This window comes from Brachybacterium rhamnosum, from assembly GCF_039526185.1.
GTDB classification, from domain to species: Bacteria; Actinomycetota; Actinomycetes; order Actinomycetales; family Dermabacteraceae; genus Brachybacterium; species Brachybacterium rhamnosum.
In genome coordinates this window covers 1,383,506-1,398,519 of sequence record NZ_BAAAIS010000002.1, presented here as the reverse complement: position 1 = coordinate 1,398,519, position 15,014 = coordinate 1,383,506, and the positions used below count along the sequence as shown (strand labels likewise).

The 15,014-nt window shown below is 76.1% G+C and carries 12 protein-coding genes; 2 read left to right on the top strand and 10 right to left on the bottom strand.

The features are described 5' to 3' along the window. Positions 1–7 precede the first annotated feature (7 nt). The 6 genes from ABD080_RS08215 to ABD080_RS08190 form a co-directional block, all read right to left on the bottom strand. On the bottom strand, positions 8–1,927 hold the full coding sequence (locus ABD080_RS08215) for a redoxin domain-containing protein (protein ID WP_137769945.1): 1,920 nt from the start codon (positions 1,925–1,927) through the stop codon (positions 8–10). Between the two features lie 127 nt (positions 1,928–2,054). Next, positions 2,055–2,747, bottom strand: coding sequence for an HAD family hydrolase (locus ABD080_RS08210; RefSeq protein WP_137769944.1), 693 nt, complete (start codon positions 2,745–2,747; stop codon positions 2,055–2,057). Then, positions 2,744–3,460 carry an HAD family hydrolase gene (locus tag ABD080_RS08205; protein WP_343904354.1) on the bottom strand — a complete coding sequence of 239 codons (717 nt, stop codon included), beginning with the start codon at positions 3,458–3,460 and terminating at the stop codon, positions 2,744–2,746. Before ABD080_RS08205 ends, ABD080_RS08210 begins: the two co-directional genes overlap by 4 nt. Before the next feature lie 73 nt (positions 3,461–3,533). Then, on the bottom strand, positions 3,534–4,841 hold the full coding sequence (locus ABD080_RS08200) for a bifunctional o-acetylhomoserine/o-acetylserine sulfhydrylase (RefSeq protein WP_343904353.1): 1,308 nt from the start codon (positions 4,839–4,841) through the stop codon (positions 3,534–3,536). An 87-nt stretch (positions 4,842–4,928) separates the two neighbouring features. Beyond that, complete coding sequence (locus ABD080_RS08195) at positions 4,929–6,590, bottom strand: ABC-F family ATP-binding cassette domain-containing protein (protein WP_137769941.1); 1,662 nt, start codon at positions 6,588–6,590, stop codon at positions 4,929–4,931. 139 nt (positions 6,591–6,729) lie between these two features. Then, positions 6,730–8,199 carry a glycoside hydrolase family 3 N-terminal domain-containing protein gene (locus ABD080_RS08190; protein ID WP_137769940.1) on the bottom strand — a complete coding sequence of 490 codons (1,470 nt, stop codon included), beginning with the start codon at positions 8,197–8,199 and terminating at the stop codon, positions 6,730–6,732. Positions 8,200–8,257: 58 nt separating this feature from the next. Here ABD080_RS08190 and ABD080_RS08185 point away from each other — a divergent pair, with 58 nt between their 5' ends. After that, positions 8,258–9,274, top strand: a complete 1,017-nt coding sequence (locus tag ABD080_RS08185) for a BadF/BadG/BcrA/BcrD ATPase family protein (RefSeq protein WP_137769939.1) — start codon at positions 8,258–8,260, stop codon at positions 9,272–9,274. 37 nt (positions 9,275–9,311) lie between these two features. Beyond that, the gene (locus ABD080_RS08180) at positions 9,312–10,721 is read left to right on the top strand and encodes a flavin-containing monooxygenase (protein WP_343904352.1); all 1,410 of its coding nucleotides are present in this window, start codon (positions 9,312–9,314) and stop codon (positions 10,719–10,721) included. On the opposite strand, the gene ABD080_RS08175 is transcribed toward ABD080_RS08180, so the two are convergent. From ABD080_RS08175 to ABD080_RS08160, 4 genes are all read right to left on the bottom strand, one after another. Beyond that, positions 10,663–12,465 carry a copper resistance D family protein gene (locus tag ABD080_RS08175; protein ID WP_137769937.1) on the bottom strand — a complete coding sequence of 601 codons (1,803 nt, stop codon included), beginning with the start codon at positions 12,463–12,465 and terminating at the stop codon, positions 10,663–10,665. The genes ABD080_RS08180 and ABD080_RS08175 overlap by 59 nt on opposite strands. After that, positions 12,462–12,878, bottom strand: a complete 417-nt coding sequence (locus ABD080_RS08170; RefSeq protein WP_137769936.1) for a fluoride efflux transporter FluC — start codon at positions 12,876–12,878, stop codon at positions 12,462–12,464. The genes ABD080_RS08175 and ABD080_RS08170 overlap by 4 nt, the downstream gene beginning before the upstream one ends. Next, complete coding sequence (locus ABD080_RS08165; protein WP_240811251.1) at positions 12,875–13,528, bottom strand: fluoride efflux transporter FluC; 654 nt, start codon at positions 13,526–13,528, stop codon at positions 12,875–12,877. The genes ABD080_RS08170 and ABD080_RS08165 overlap by 4 nt, the downstream gene beginning before the upstream one ends. Positions 13,529–13,589: 61 nt before the next feature. Next, on the bottom strand, positions 13,590–15,014 hold the full coding sequence (locus ABD080_RS08160) for a dihydrolipoamide acetyltransferase family protein (protein ID WP_137769935.1): 1,425 nt from the start codon (positions 15,012–15,014) through the stop codon (positions 13,590–13,592).

Below are 15,014 nucleotides of genomic sequence, written 5' to 3'. Positions count from 1 at the left end.
GGAGGGGTCAGGCGAGCAGCGAGAGGTCCAGGGTGGTGGGGGCGCCCTCGACGACGCGGATCGGCACCCCCCAGTCCTGCTGGTGCATGTGGCAGGCGGGGAACTCGACGGCCGGGTCCGCATCGCACGAGGCGGCGCGCGCGTTGATGTGCAGCACGCCCTCGGTGTACGCGGGGTCCAGCTCGATGGTCCGCTCGAGGTCGGTGCCGACCCCGCCGCCCGCCGTGATCATCGTCTGCGGGGTCGTCGAGACGGTGACCTGGGTCGAGGGGCCGAGCGAGTTGTCGAGCTTGTGCCCCTCGGGCGGGGTGAACAGGACCCGCACGGTGAGCGGGCCGGGGCCCACCTCGGTCGCGGGGCGCTCGGAGCGCTGGGCACCGTGGTCAAGGACGCGCTCGGCGGCCTTCGCGACGGGCACCCAGGTCACACGGTGGGCACCGGACTCCACGACGACGAGCTGGCCGATCCCGTCCACGGGCGGGCCGACGATCGCGCCGGAGGGCTCGTCGAGATCGGTCGCGACGGTGACGACGGTCGCGGAGCCGTCCTCGGCGCCGTGCTCGTCGATCAGGCGGATCGCGCCGTTGTAGGTGTCCGCGACGGCGATCCGGCCGTCGGGCAGGGCGGTCACGCCGAGCGGGTGCTGCAGGCGCGCGTCCTCCGCCGGGCCGTCGACGTGGCCGAAGTCGAACAGGCCCTTGCCCACGAGCGTCGAGACGGTCATGGTCTGCGGGTCGATGACGCGCACGGCCGAGGACTCGGAGTCCGCGACGACGATGCGGCCGTCGGCGAGCTCGTCGACGCCCGAGGGCTGCGCCCACCAGGAGCTGACGACGGGGCCGTCGACGAGGCCCTCCTGCGTGGTGCCGGCGAGCACCATGAGCGCCCCGGTGACGGGGTCGAAGGTCCACATCTGGTGGATGCCGGCCATGGTGATCACGGCCCGGTTCAGCGCATGGGACCAGGTGAGGTCCCACGGGGTGGAGAGGGAGAAGCTGCGGGGGTCGCCCTCGCCTCGGGGCAGCGGCTCGCCCTGCATCCACTGCGCGCCGGTGCCGGCGACGGTCGTGACCTCGGTGGCGGTGCGGGGGCGCAGCAGGCGGTCCTGCCCCACCTTCACACCGCGCAGGAGGTGGTTGGCGGTGTCCGCGACGAGCAGGTCGTAGCCGACCTCCTCCGCGATCTCCTCCGGGAGGGCGATGACGCCGTTGGGCTCGGCGAGCTGCGCGGTCTCCGCGTCGCCGTCGGTGCGGCCGCGCCGGCCCTCGCCGATGACCTCGTCGACGGTCGCGCCGTCGACCTCGAAGACGACGAGCCGGTGCTGGCCCGCGTCGGAGACGACGAGCCGGCCGTCGGGCAGGGCGGCGAGCTTCGAGGGGAAGCGGAGGGTCTGGGGCACGCGCTCGGCCAGCACGGTGGGGGCGGGCCCGCGGCGCAGGGAGCCGTCGGCCTCGCCCTCGGCGACGAGGCGGCCGATCAGCTGGTCGAGGTTCGCGGCGTGGCCCTCGCCGGAGAGGTTGCCGGCGATGCGGCCCTGTGTGTCGAGCACCATGAGGGTGGGCCAGGCGCGGGCGCCGTACTCGGTCCAGGTGAGCAGCTCGGGGTCGTCGAGCACGGGGTGGGTGACCTCATACCGCTCGATGTTCGCCTCGAGCGCGACCGGGTCCTTCTCGAACTCGAACTTCGGGGAGTGCACGCCGATGACGACGAGCTCCTCCGCCCACTTCTCCTCGAGCGGCCGCAGCTCGTCGAGGACGTGGAGGCAGTTCACGCAGCAGAAGGTCCAGAAGTCGAGGAGCACGATCTTGCCGCGCAGGTCCTCCAGGCTGAGGTCCGCCCCGCCCGTGTTGAGCCAGCCGCGGCCCCGGAGGGCGGAACCGTGCGCACGGGCGGTGAGGGGCCGGGAGGCGTCGTCGGGGGTCGTCATGGGGACCAGTGAACACCGCGAGCCTGGACGGTGGCCAACTCATCCACCAGGAGCGGACACGACGCGCCCGGGGGCGGACGAGTGCGTCACATCCGTGTCATCTGCGGGCCGCCGGACGCGACCTGGGTCACCAGGTGCGGATCCAGGCGGCGAGCTCCGGGTCCGCGAGGCTGCCGAGCACGAGGTCCGCCGGCGGCGCCGTGGCGCCGGCGGCGGGCACCGCGATGAGGCGCAGCCCGGCGGCCCGGGCGGCGCGGGCCCCGGTGCCGGAGTCCTCGAGGGCGAGGGCGGCGCCGGGCTCGACGCCGAGGGCGCGGGCCGCGGCGGCGTACATGTCCGGTGCGGGCTTGGGGTTCTCGACGGTGTCGGAGGCCTCGAGCACCGTGAAGCGGTCCCGCAGGCCGCCCGCGGTGAGCTTGTGCTCGAGCGCCTCGAGCCACGAGTTCGACGCGCAGCCGAGCGGCACCCGGGCCGCGGCCTCGCGCAGGGTGTCCTCGGCGCCGGGCATGAGGCGGATCCCGCCGGAGAGCTCGCGGTCGAACTCGCGGCGCAGCAGCGCGAGCACGGCGGGCTCCTCGCGTCCGGAGCGGGCGGCGAGGACCTCGGCGGCGACCTCGATCGTCGAGCCGTGGAGCACCTCGTCGTCCTCGGGGAGCAGCACGGCGCCGATCTGGGCGACGACGGCGTCCTGGGCGCTCTGCCAGACGGTCTCGGTGTCCAGGAGCAGGCCGTCGCAGTCGAAGACCACGGCCTGCGGGGTCCAGTCGCCGAAGGCCGCGCGGAAGCGGTCCGGGACGGGGCGGGGGGCGTCGGCGGTCATCGGCGGCGCTCCCATCCGGCGACCCACTCCCTCAGCACGGGGTCCTCGAGGGAGGCGAGGGTGCGCGGGGCCTCCGGCGCCTGGCCGGGGACGGAGGGCACGGCGAGGAGGTGCAGTCCCGCGGAGGTCGCGGCGCGGCCGCCCACCTCCGAGTCCTCGAGGGCGAGGCAGTCGCCCGGCGCGGCGCCGAGGGCCGCGGCGGCGGTGAGGTAGAGGTCCGGGGCCGGCTTGCCGTGGGCGACGTCGTCGATGCTGACGGTCGCGTCCACCACGTCGAGCAGACCGATCGCGGCGAGCTTCGCGTCGAGCATGTCCCGCGGGGAGTTCGAGGCGACGGCGACGGGGACGGCCGCGGCGGCGGCGCGCACGATCTCGACGGCGCCGGGGAGCGGGGGCTCCTGCTCGGTCACGTCCTCACGGTGCGCGGCGAACAGCTCGTCGGCGACGAGGAGCGGCTCCTTGCCGACGTGCTCGGCGATCGTGGTGACGACGACCTCCGCGGACTGCCCGGTGACCGCGCGGCGCGTGGCCTCGTCGAAGGCGGCGCCGTGGGAGGCGAGGTACGCGTCCTGGAGCACGACCCAGCGCGACTCGGTGTCCACGAGCAGGCCGTCGCAGTCGAAGACGACGGCCGCGGGGGTCCACGCGGGCGGCCAGCTCGCGAGCGGGGACGGGAGCGGCTGCGGGCGGGCGGGGGCAGGGCGTCGGCTCATGATGTCCCCAGCGTATCGACCGCGCTGGGCGGGTGCCGAGGCACCCGCCCAGCGCGGCCCGGGTGGTCGCTCCTCAGAGCCCGAGCGCCGCGAAGCCGCGGTCGAGGTCCGCGAGGATGTCGTCGATGTGCTCGATGCCCACGCTGAGGCGCACGAAGCCCGGCTCGACGCCCGCCGCGCGCTGCTCCTCGGGGCTCAGCTGCGAGTGCGTCGTCGAGGCGGGGTGGATGACGAGGCTGCGCACGTCGCCGACGTTCGCGACGTGCGAGTGCAGCTCGAGGGCGTCGACGAAGGCTGTGCCCGCCTCGAGGCCGCCCTCGAGGGTGAAGCCCAGCACCGAGCCCGCGCCGAGCGGGAGGTACTTCTGCGCCCGCTCGAAGTAGGGCGATTCCGGGAGGCCCGCGTAGGCGACGGAGACGATGCCCTTCTTCGTGGTCAGGTGCTCCGCGACCTTCTTGGCGTTCTCCACGTGGCGCTGCACGCGCAGCGGGAGGGTCTCGAGGCCCTGGGCGATGAGGAAGGCGCTGTGCGGGGCGATCGCGGGGCCCAGGTCGCGCAGCAGGGCCACGCGGGCGCGGATCGCGTACGGCGGGAGCGCGGGGACCAGCGAGGTGTAGACGAGGCCGTGGTAGCTCGGGTCGGGCTCGTTGAGCAGCGGGAAGCGCTCCGGCTCGGCCGCGTAGTCGAAGGTGCCGCCGTCGACGATGACACCGGCGATCGTGGTGCCGTGCCCGCCCAGGAACTTCGTGGCGGAGTGGACGACGACGTCGGCGCCGTGCTCGAGGGGGCGCAGCAGGTACGGGGTCGCGATGGTGCTGTCGACGATGAGCGGGACGCCCGCCTCGTGGGCGACGCCGGAGACGCCCTCGATGTCGAGCACGTCCTGGCGGGGGTTGGGGATCGTCTCGGCGAAGAAGGCCTTGGTGTTCGGGCGCACGGCGGCGCGCCAGGAGTCCAGGGAGTCGGGGTCCCCGACGAACACGGGCTCGATGCCGAGGCGGGAGAGGGTGTTCTTGAAGAGGTTGTAGGTGCCGCCGTACAGGCTCGGGGAGACGACGACGCTGTCCCCCGCCTGGGCGACCGTGAGGATCGAGAGCGTGATCGCGCTCTGCCCGGAGGCGACGAGCAGCGCGGCCGCGCCGCCCTCGAGGGCGGCGATGCGGTTCTCGACGGCCTCCTGGGTGGGGTTGGTGATGCGGGTGTAGATGGGGCCCAGCTCGGCGAGCGCGAAGCGGTCCGCGGCGGTCTTCGCGCTGTCGAAGACGTAACTCGTGGTCTGGTAGATCGGCAGCGCGCGGGCGCCGGTCGTGGGATCGGGCTCCTGCCCCGCGTGGATCGCGAGGGTCTCGAAGCGCGGGCCGGGCGCGGCGGTGTCGGTCATCGTTCCTCCAGGGGTGCTGGGCGGCGGGGTGCCGGATGCGGCACAGCCTCGCCCGCGCCGGTGCTCAGCGGCCAGGAACGTGAACGGTCATGACGGGGCGTCGTCGCCGATCTCGAGCGTGCGTCCCCGCCAGCGCCGTCGCAGCCAGCGGTCGTGGGAGGCGATGACGACGGTGCCCTCCCAGTCCTGAACGGCCCGCTCGAGGCGGGTCGCGAGGTCGAGGGAGAGGTGGTTGGTCGGCTCGTCGAGCAGGAGCAGCCCGGGCGGGTCGGCGAGAAGGGCGGCGAGGGCGGCGCGCCGCTGCTGGCCCCGGGAGAGGAGTCCCAGGGGCCGGTCGAGGTCGCGGGGGTGGACGAGCCCCATGAGCTCGGGGGCGGCCTCGCCGGGCTGGCCGCCGAGCAGGGCGCGCACGGTCGTGTCCTCGTCGACCTCCTCGTCCTGGGCGAGCAGGGCCCGCCGGGAGGTCGTCGAGACGGTGCCGGAGGTGGGCTCGAGGGTCCCTGCGAGGAGGGCGAGCAGGGTCGACTTACCGCTGCCGTTGGGGCCGGCGATGAGCAGCTTTTCCCCCGCGCTGAGGCTCACCGAGGTCGGGGCGAGCCGTCCCTCGACGGCGGCGTCGGCCGCGGAGAGCAGCACGCCGCCGTCGGCGCGGCTCGCCCCGGGCACCCCGGTGAAGTGCAGCTCGGCCGGGGGCTTGCGCACCTGCGTGCGCTCGAGCTCCTGGAGGCGGCGCTCGGCGTCGCGCACGCGGCGGGAGACGACGGTCGCGTTGCGGTCGGAGTAGAACTTCTTCGAGGCGCGCGCCTCGGTGCGGGGACCGCGGCCCTCGTGGCCCACCTGGTGGGAGTCCTGGAGCTGGGTGCGCAGGCGCTTCAGCTCCTCCTGCTCGTCGCGGAAGCGGAGCTCCCAGCGCTCGCGGGCGTCGAGCCGGGCGTGGAGGTGGTCGGTGAAGGTGCCGGTGTACGCGGTGAGCCCGCCGGGCTCCTCCTCGAGCGGGCGGGGCGCGGGGTCGAGGTCGAGCTGGCCGCGGGTCGCGGCATCGAGGAAGGCGCGGTCGTGGCTCGCGATGAGCACGGGCCCGGGATGCTCCCCGAGCAGGGTCGCGAGGTAGTCCGCGGCCTCGTCGTCGAGGTGGTTGGTGGGCTCGTCGAGCAGGAGCGTCGTGGGGCGCGTGATGAGCAGGTGGGCGAGGGCGAGGCGCCCGCGCTGCCCTCCGGAGACCCGGGCGATCAGCCGGTCCCCCGGCAGGCCCGCGAGGCCGAGGCCGGCGAGGACCTCCGCGGCGCGGACCTCCGCGTTCCAGACGTCCGCGAGGGTCGCGCGGGCGAGCAGCTCGTCGTAGCGCGCCGCGGCCGCGGCGGCGCCCGCGTCACCCGCGGGTCCGCCCTCGCCGACCTCGGCGAGCGCCTCCCCGGCGGCGGTGAGCTCACGCTCGAGCCGGCGGGCGTGGCGCAGGGCGTCCTGGACGGCGCCGTCCACGGTGGTGCGCTCGGGGTCCAGGGGCAGCTCCTGGTGGAGCATGCCGACGGGGCCGGGGGCGTCGACCGTGCCGACGTCGGGGTGCAGCTCGCCGGCGAGGATCCGCAGCAGGGTGGACTTGCCGGAGCCGTTCTCGCCGAGCAGGCCGGTGGGGACGCCCGCGGGCACGGTGAGGCTCACGTCGGTGAGGACGCGGCGGTCGCCGAAGGCGTGGGAGATGCCCTCCGCGCGCAGGTGCAGGGCGGCGAGGGAGGAGGCGTTCTGGGACATGGATCAGCTCCGGTGGGTGCGGGAAGCGGGCACGGACGGGGGCGGGTCACAGACGCATGGGGACGACGGTACGACCGTCCGTCCCGTCGCTCCACTTCTTTTCCGCTGCTTCTCCGCGTGACCCGCGCGCACTCCCCGGTCAGGCCGGTCGATCCCCGAGGAGGGCGGCGACGGCGGCGTCGAGCATGGTCCTCGAGGCGCCGAGGGCGCTCACGGTGCGCTCGGCCTCGGGCAGGGTCTCGCGCGGTCCCGTGTGGACGACGATCGCGTCCGGCCGCGCCGCGAGCAGCGCGCGCAGGCGCTCCGTCTCCCCCGGGTCCCGGGTCCCGCGGCCGGTGACCGCGAGGATCTGCGGCGCGGCCTCGAGATCCGCCGCGTAGAGCGGGGACTCCGCCTGCAGGTGGCGCGCCCGCAGCGCGTCCACGAGCGCGGCCGCGCCGGCCTGCGCGCGGAGGTCGACGACGGCGACGGGGCGCAGGTCGAGGGCGGCGCGGCGCGCCCGCACGGCCCGGAGGCCGAGGGCGGCGGAGCGCGCCGCGAGGACCGCGGCGGCCGCCGCGGGATCCGGGGTGGGCAGCCAACGGCGCCGGGCGCGCAGCGCGGCGAGCCGCTCCGCGGCGGCCCCGGTGCGCCGGGCGACGAGCTCCGGGGGCAGCTCCCCGGTTCGCTCGGCCTCCCGGAGCGCCGCGGCGGCGGGGGCCAGGGCCGACGGGTCGCCGACGTGCAGCACGTGCGCCCCGGCGCGGGCGGCGGCGAGGACCGCCGCGGGCAGGTCGAGGCCGTCGCGGGCGGCGGCGACGCCGAGCTCACCGGCGACGAGCAGGCCGTGGAAGGGGGCGTGGGCGGACTCCTCGAGCAGCCGCAGCGGCCAGGGAGCGAGGGCGGCGGTCCCCTCGCCGAGCGCGGAGGCCGCGACGGGGGCGGCGAGGACGGCGTCGAGCCACGGGGCGATCGCCCACGGGAGCAGGTGGTCGCGCCACTGGGCACCGGTGAGGGGCACCCCCTCCCCCGGCCGGTCCCCGGCCGCGTCGGCCCACGGGATCCCGCCGAGTCCCGGCAGGGCGAGCCCGCAGGCGGCGATCCCGGCGTCCCGCACGCCGGCGGCGAGCGCGCGCCCGTGCCGGGCGACGAGGTCCCCGTCCCGGCCCACGGCGGCGGTGCCGACGAGCGGGTCGGGTCCGCTCGCCACGTGCAGCACGGGGCCGAGGAGCACGTCGATGCCGAGTCCCGCGAGCAGGTCGCCGAGCGCGTCGCCGAGGGCGCGGGTCGCGTCCACGTCGTCGACGGTGCCCAGCGCCGCGGCCGAGGGGAGGAGCCCCGCCCCCGCCGCGAGACCCTCCCCCGTCGGGTCCCCCGCCGTCGGGTCCTCCTGCGCACGCACGGCGAGCAGCGCCCCGGGCTGGACCTCCCGGGCCGCGGCGGCGAGCTCCGCCCAGGGGCCCGGGTCCACGGCCGGCAGCTCGAGCACGGCCGGGTGCACGGGACGGGCGGCGATCCGCTCGAGGGTGCCGAGCGGATCGCCGGCGGGGAGGCGGGCCGCGAGCGGGAGCGGGCTCGTCCCCGGAGCGGGTTCCCCGGCCACGGGATCCCCTGCTGACCGTGCGATCATGTGCCCACCTCCTCGGGACGTGCGTCCCGCTCAGGATAGGACTGCGCAGGGAGAGCCCATGGACCCCGTCACCCCCTCCTCCGGCCCCTCGTCGAGCGCCCCGCTCGTGCTCGCGGGATTCATCGGCACGACCCGCAGCCGGGTGGTGCTCGCCCCGGTCGCCGCGGGCACGTCGCCCGTCCTCGACCTCGACGGCCCGGGGGCGACGCCCGGGGCCCGCCCCGAGCAGAAGCTCGACCTCCTCGGCGCGACCGCCCATCGCGCGATCGACGCGCTGCGGGTGGAGCGGGGCGCTCCCCCGCACCTGGTCGCCGTGTCCCTCGGCGTGCACGGCCTCGCCCACACGGAGCTCGAGGAGGCGCAGTCCCTCGGCGAGGGCCTCTTCTCCCCGCTCGCCCGCCCGGCGATCCCCGCCTCCCGGATCGTCGTGGGGCGCGGGCTGCTGACGTCCTTCCTCGCGGGCGGCGTGGGCGACTCGGGTCTGCTCGTCCGGGCCGGCACGGGCGCCGTCGCGGTGCGCATCGAGGACCGCCGGGTCGTCGCGCGGCGGGACGGCATGGGTCCCCTGCTGGGGGACGTGGGCTCCGCGGTGTGGATCGGACGGCGCACCCTGCAGGTCGTCGCCGCGGACATCGACGGCCGCGGCCGTCGCACGCTGCTCACCGAGCGTCTGGGCGACATGCTCGACCTCGACCTGCGCGACGGGCTGCTCCCGCCCTCGCCCACCGGGGACGTGCGCGACGACCTCGCGCGGGCGATCGCCCGCATCGCCCCTCCGGGCAACCTCGCCGAGCTGGGCCGCTTCGCGCCGCTGCCGGGCACGGTCCCCGAGGACCCCACGGCGCGGGACATCCTCGACTCGGTGGTGCGGCACGTGACGGAGACGGTGCGGCAGCTCGATCCGGCGCTCGACCTGCCGGTGGTGCTCGCCGGCTCGGTGCTCGCGACCCCGGGGCCGATCCACGACGAGCTCGTCACGGGCTTCGAGGCCGCGGGCCGCGAGCACCGCGAGGCGATCGACGGCCTCCCCGGCGCGCTCCAGCTGGCCCGGGAGGCGGCCACCGCGGGCGTCTAGGATGGGCCCGCCCGCTCCTCGATCCGAAAGGCTCTCCATGCCCGAGCAGCACGACCCGCACGATCCGGTCCCCACGCGCGCGAAGGTGCTCGTCATCGGTGCCGGTCCGGCGGGACTGGCCGCCGCGGCCGCGCTCAAGGCGCTCGAGGTCCCCTTCGACCTCGTGGACCGCGCGAAGGACGTGGGCGGCATCTGGAACCTGCAGCGCGAGGACTCCCCGGTGTGGCCCGCGCTCGAGATGGTCTCCTCCCGCGAGAGCACGCAGTACGAGGACATGCTGCAGCCGGTGTCCTTCCCCGAGTTCCTCACGCCCGGGCAGATGGCGAAGTACCTGCGCGCCTACGCCGCGCGCCATGACCTCACCGCGCACTTCCGCCCCGGCGTCGAGGTGCGCTCGGCGCGCCCCTTCGAGGACGGCGTGTGGCAGGTGGAGCTCTCCACCGGGGAGATCCAGGTCTACGGCGCCGTCGTCTCCGCGCACGGCATCGCCGAGCGCCCCCACCGCCCCGCGTGGGCGTCGGAGGTGGGCCACGGCACCACGGTCATCCACTCCTCGCAGTGGAACGGGGCGGACGGCCTCGAGGGCCGGCGCGTGCTCGTCGTCGGCTCGGGGCAGTCCGCGGCCGACATCGCCGTGGACGCCGCCCGCCGCGCCCTCGAGGTGCAGTGGTCCGTCCGCACGGGCCACTGGGTGGTGCCGCGCCGCATCGCCGGGACCCCCGGCGACGTGCTCGCCGCGCGCGAGCCGGCAGTGCTGGGCCGCCTCAACGGGAGGATCGCCGAGGCGGTCGTCTCCCGCGCCGCGGGCGATCCGGCCTCCGTCGGCCTGCCCGCCCCGACCGCCCCGCTGCTCGAGGACTCCGTGATCGTCTCCGACGACGTCCTGGACCGCGTGCGCGAGGGCCGCATCACCCCCGTGGGCGCCGTGACCGGCATCGAGGACGGCCGTCCCGTGGTCGCAGGGCTCGGCCCGGTCGCCGCGGATCTCATCATCCTCGCGACCGGCTACGAGACCGGCGCCGGCCACCTCCCCGAGGGCGTCGTGCCCCGCACGGCGAACGGCGACCTGGACCTCTTCCTCGGCGCGTTCCCGCGCGGCCGCGACGACCTCGTGGTGCTCGGCCAGCAGCGGGTCACCGGCGGTGTGCTGCCGGTGCTCGTGGAGCAGGCCGACGTCGCCGCCTACCTCCTGCGCGCCCGCTTCGACGGCGCCGCAGGGTCGACGGGGATCGAGCAGTTCCGCCGCCTGCGCGCGGGCTCGGACTCCGCGGTCCCGACGGCCCCGGCCCCGGGCGGTGAGGGCCTGCGCGGCCGGCTCGGGTCGCTCCTGGGCGGCGGCGCGCGCCGGCCCGCCGCGGTCGAGGGCACCGGTGAGCGGCTCGTGCCGTTCACCGACCGCGAGCAGCTCCTCGCGCGCCTGCGGACGGTGCGCTCGCTGCTCTCCTGATCCGCGAGCGGCGGAGCAGCAGCGTCACGACGGCGGCGATCGCGGTGAGCAGGGCCACGCCCAGCACCGCGGCGCCGCCGCGGCGCTGATCGGCGAGGGCGTCGGCCCACCAGGTGCGTCCGGTCGCGCCGAACCAGCTCGCCGCGAGCAGCACGTCGGTGCCGAGCAGCGCGGCCCCGCCCGCCGCGGTGAGCGCGAGCGGCACGGCGGCCAGCAGGAGCGGCCGTGTCGAGGCCCGCACGGCGAGCACCGGCAGCACCCCCGCGAGCAGCGACAGCAGCTGCAGGGCGAGGTGCGCGGGATGCGAGTCCAGGGCGAGGTGCAGCACGGGTGAGACCGCATAGGCGGCGCCCACCAGCAGCAGCGGCGCCGCGGCGGGCAGCAGGAGCAGCAGCTGCGACCGCCCGGTGAGGGCGCGCCACCGCTCGGGCACCGTGAGGGCGCTGCCGATCAGCACCCCGGCGAGCGCGGCGAGCAGCACGTGCTGCAGCAGGTGCGCGGAGGAGGCGACGGTCGCGTAGACCTCGAAGGGGCCCTGCGTGAGCACGAGCAGCGCCCCGAGCCCCAGCAGCAGGCGCACCGTCGCGCGGCGCGGGCGGGCCGGGGCGGCGGCGCGCCACCACACGAGCAGCACGACCGCGCAGAGCGCCAGGTGGAAGGGCGCGGGGCGCCACTGGGCGAGCAGCGCGGGGAGCTCCGGCGCGGGCGGCAGCACGTAGCCCGTGAGCAGACCCGCGGGGCCCGAGGGCGGCGTGGACTGCTCGGCGGGCGGCGGGGAGGAGCTCATGGCCGCGGCCAGGGAGACGGCGAGCGCCATGAGCACGAGCTCGAGGAGGGCGAGGCGGCGGTAGGCGGCGACGGAGCCCCGCGCCCAGACGGTCCCCGCGGTCGCGAGCTCGCGGCGCTGCAGGGCGCCGAGCACGCCGAGGGCGATCAGCAGGGCCGCCTTCGCGAGGCCGATCTGCACGTAGGCGCTCGTGAGCAGGTCGCCGGGGCCGTTCATCCGCACCGCGAGCGCCCACACGCCGCTCAGGGCGAGGGCGATCCAGCACACGAGGGCGAGGTGCGAGTAGCCGCGCACCACGCGGGCGTCGTCCCGGGAGCGCTCGGGGAGCAGCTGGAGGGTGCCGAGGCCGCCGAGCCAGACGCCCACGGCGAGCAGGTGCACGAGCATCGTGGAGGTCGCGACCTCGTGGCTCGAGTCCCCCGCCGCGTGCCCGGTCATCGCGGCGCTGAAGGCGAGCATCCCGGCGAGCACGGCGACCGTGCGGGCGAGGCCCACCGAGGAGCCGGTCGCGGCGGCCGTGGTCGCGATCGCCGCGAGGACCACCGCCGTGATCAGCCAGACCCCGAGGTCGGTGGAGACGAAGACGAGCAGGTCCGAGCCGAAGCGTGCGCTGCCCACGGGCTGCCCGGTCGCGACCGCGTAGGAGAACAGGAGGGACACGCCGCGGGCGAGGGTCGTGACGCCGCCGGCGATCGCGACGAGGGCCATGGCGCGCACGCGGTCCTCGTCCTCGCGCAGCAGCCAGCCGGCGACGACGGCGCCGCCCAGCAGCACCGCGGCGGCGAGATCGGCGATCAGGGAGGCGACGGGGCCGCCGTGCCGGGCGACGGCGCCCGCGTCGGCCAGGGCGAGGGCGCCGCCGCCCGCGGCGTCGGCCGCGAGGACGGAGACGACGGCGACGAGCACGAGGACGCCGCCGGCGGCGAGGAGCGCGCCGGGATGGGGACGGGTGGTCACGAGCCGATCACCAGCCCCAGCCACAGGAAGGCCATGGAGACGCCGACGGAGAGCATGAGGTAGCCGAGCGCGATCGAGGCGGTGCCGCGGCGCACGAGGTCCACGACGTCCATCGCGGCGGTCGAGAGCACCGAGAGGCCACCGCAGAGCCCGGTCCCGAGCAGCAGGAACACGTAGCCGGCGCCGCCGGTCGCTGCGCCCAGGCGGGTGACGACGATGCCCAGCAGGAAGCTCGAGACGACGTTCGCCGTCCAGGTCATCCAGGGGCGCACGACGGCGAGGTCGACCTCGGGCAGGCGGCGTGCGAGGAGCCGCGGCCCGTGCTCGGCGAGGGCCCAGCGGCCGACGGTGCCGATGCCGGCGCCGATCATGACGAGGAGCAGGCCTCCGAGGCCCAGCAGCGCGGTGGTCATCGGGCCTCCCCCTCCACCGGCGACACCGGCGACTCGGCGGAGCGCACCCGGGCACCCGGGCCGGGCAGCGCGGCGGGCGTGCGGGAGCCGTCGTGGAGGGCCGGGTCCGCGACGGGGCGGGCGATCCGGCGGGCGATCAGCAGGCCCAGCACCACCGCGCCGAGGCTCAGGGAGACGGTGAGCATGCCGTAGGCGAGGGCCAGGATCGGGAAGTCGGCGCCGAGCATCGCCGAGCCCTCGAGAACCACCGCTGACATCGTCGTGAAGCCGCCGCACAGCCCCGTGCCCAGCAGCGGCATCGTCCAGGCCGGGGCGCGGCGCACCTCGAGCACGCCGGTGAGCGCGCCGAGCGCGAGGCAGCCGATGACGTTCGCCCAGAGGGTCGCCCACGGGATCTCGACGAGGGTGGGCGTCGTGACGGTCGGCGCGATGACCGAGATCAGGTACCGCAGGCCGCCGCCCACGGCGCCGCCGATGCCGACGAGCAGGGCGGTGCGCCGCGCGGTGAGCCCGCCGGGCTGCACGGGGCCGGAGCCGAGCACCCGCGAAGCCTCGACCTCGTCGAGCTGCAGGGCGGCCATCTCGACCGTGTGCATCCGCGGGTCGTCGCGGCGCGCGGAGCTGTCGCGGGCTGGAGGGGTCGAGGTCACCGGATCAGGGTACCGATGCTCGTCCCGACCGGACCCAGGGTGGCCCCGGACCGGCCACCGGTCACCCCCAGACCAGGCCCATGCTCGGGTTCTCGAGCACCGCGGAGACGTCCCGCAGGAGCTCCGCGCCGAGGGCGCCGTCGATGAGGCGGTGGTCGAAGCTCGCGGCGAGCTGCACGACGCGGCGGGGGACGATCTGGCCGTCCACCACCCACGGCTTCTCCTTGATCGCGCCCACGCCGAGGATCACGGACTCGCCCGGGTTGAGGATCGGGGTGCCCGAGTCGATGCCGAACACGCCGAAGTTCGTGATGGTGATCGTGCCCTGGCGGGTCGCGGAGAGCGGGGTGCGGCCGGCGCGGGCGGTGCGGGCGAGGTCGTCGATCGCGTCGGCGAGCTCGCGCAGGGTCATGAGGTGCGCGTCCTTGATGTTGGGCACGATGAGCCCGCGCGGGGTGGCCGCGGCGATGCCGAGGTTCACGAAGTGCTTGTAGACGATCTCGCCGGCGGCCTCGTCCCAGGAGGCGTTCACCTCGGGGTTGCGGCGGATCGCGACGAGCAGCGCCTTCGCGACCACGACGAGCGGGGAGACCTTGACGTCCTTCCACTCCCGTGACGCCTTCAGCTGCTGGACGATGTCCCAGGTCGCGGTGATGTCCACCTCGTTGAACACGGTGACGTGGGGGGCGGTGAAGGCGGAGGCCACCATCGCCTCGGCGGTGCGCTTGCGCACGGAGCGGATGGGCGCGCGGGTGGTGCGCTCGTCGCTCGTGACGCCGGCGAAGGGCTGGTCGCGGACGGACTTCATGGCGCCGCCGAGCCCCTCGGGGACCTGCGGGGACTCCTCGGGGAAGAAGTCGGCGTCGCTCTCGCCGGAGGTCGTGCCGGAGATCGCGCGCTGCTGGGCGCCGAGCACGTCCTCGCGGGTCACGGTGCCGCCGGGGCCCGTCGCGATCACGGAGGACAGGGCGATGCCGAGGTCGCGGGCGAGCTTGCGCACGGGCGGCTTCGCGAGGGCGCGCTCGGCCGGGTACTGCTCGTCCCCCGCCTGCTCCTCCTGGGCCGCGGGGCGGCGGCGCCGGCGCTGCGGGGCCTCCTTCGCGCCGTAGCCCACGAGGTTCTTCGGCTCGGCGTCGGCAGGGTCCGGCGCCGCGGCCGCGGGCTCCTCGGGCGAGGGCACCTCGGTGTCGACGTCGGGCGTCGCTGCGCCGGAGGGCGCTGCGCCGCCCGCGGTGTCGACCTCGATGAGCGGGGCGCCCACGGCGACCTCGTCGCCCACGGCGACGAGCACGCGGGTGACGGTGCCGGCGACGTGGCTGGGGAGCTCGACGGCGCTCTTGGCGGTCTCGACCTCGATCACCGGGTCGTTGATGGCGACGGCGTCACCGGGCTTCACCTTGATGTCGAGGATCTCCGCCTCGGTGAGGCCCTCACCGGGATCGGTGAGGTCGATCGTGACGAGCGACGGGGTGGGCTGGGAGCTCAT

Excerpts from the sequence above, each read along its gene's own strand:
- ABD080_RS08210 (WP_137769944.1), bottom strand. The coding sequence starts at position 2,747 with ATGACCGCCGACGCCCCCCGCCCCGTCCCGGACCGCTTCCGCGCGGCC.
- ABD080_RS08205 (WP_343904354.1), bottom strand. The coding sequence starts at position 3,460 with ATGAGCCGACGCCCTGCCCCCGCCCGCCCGCAGCCGCTCCCGTCCCCG.
- ABD080_RS08160 (WP_137769935.1), bottom strand. The coding sequence starts at position 15,014 with ATGAGCTCCCAGCCCACCCCGTCGCTCGTCACGATCGACCTCACCGAT.
- ABD080_RS08195 (WP_137769941.1), bottom strand. The coding sequence starts at position 6,590 with ATGTCCCAGAACGCCTCCTCCCTCGCCGCCCTGCACCTGCGCGCGGAG.
- ABD080_RS08215 (WP_137769945.1), bottom strand. The coding sequence starts at position 1,927 with ATGACGACCCCCGACGACGCCTCCCGGCCCCTCACCGCCCGTGCGCAC.
- ABD080_RS08170 (WP_137769936.1), bottom strand. The coding sequence starts at position 12,878 with ATGACCACCGCGCTGCTGGGCCTCGGAGGCCTGCTCCTCGTCATGATC.
- ABD080_RS08180 (WP_343904352.1), top strand. The coding sequence starts at position 9,312 with ATGCCCGAGCAGCACGACCCGCACGATCCGGTCCCCACGCGCGCGAAG.
- ABD080_RS08185 (WP_137769939.1), top strand. The coding sequence starts at position 8,258 with ATGGACCCCGTCACCCCCTCCTCCGGCCCCTCGTCGAGCGCCCCGCTC.
- ABD080_RS08190 (WP_137769940.1), bottom strand. The coding sequence starts at position 8,199 with ATGATCGCACGGTCAGCAGGGGATCCCGTGGCCGGGGAACCCGCTCCG.
- ABD080_RS08200 (WP_343904353.1), bottom strand. The coding sequence starts at position 4,841 with ATGACCGACACCGCCGCGCCCGGCCCGCGCTTCGAGACCCTCGCGATC.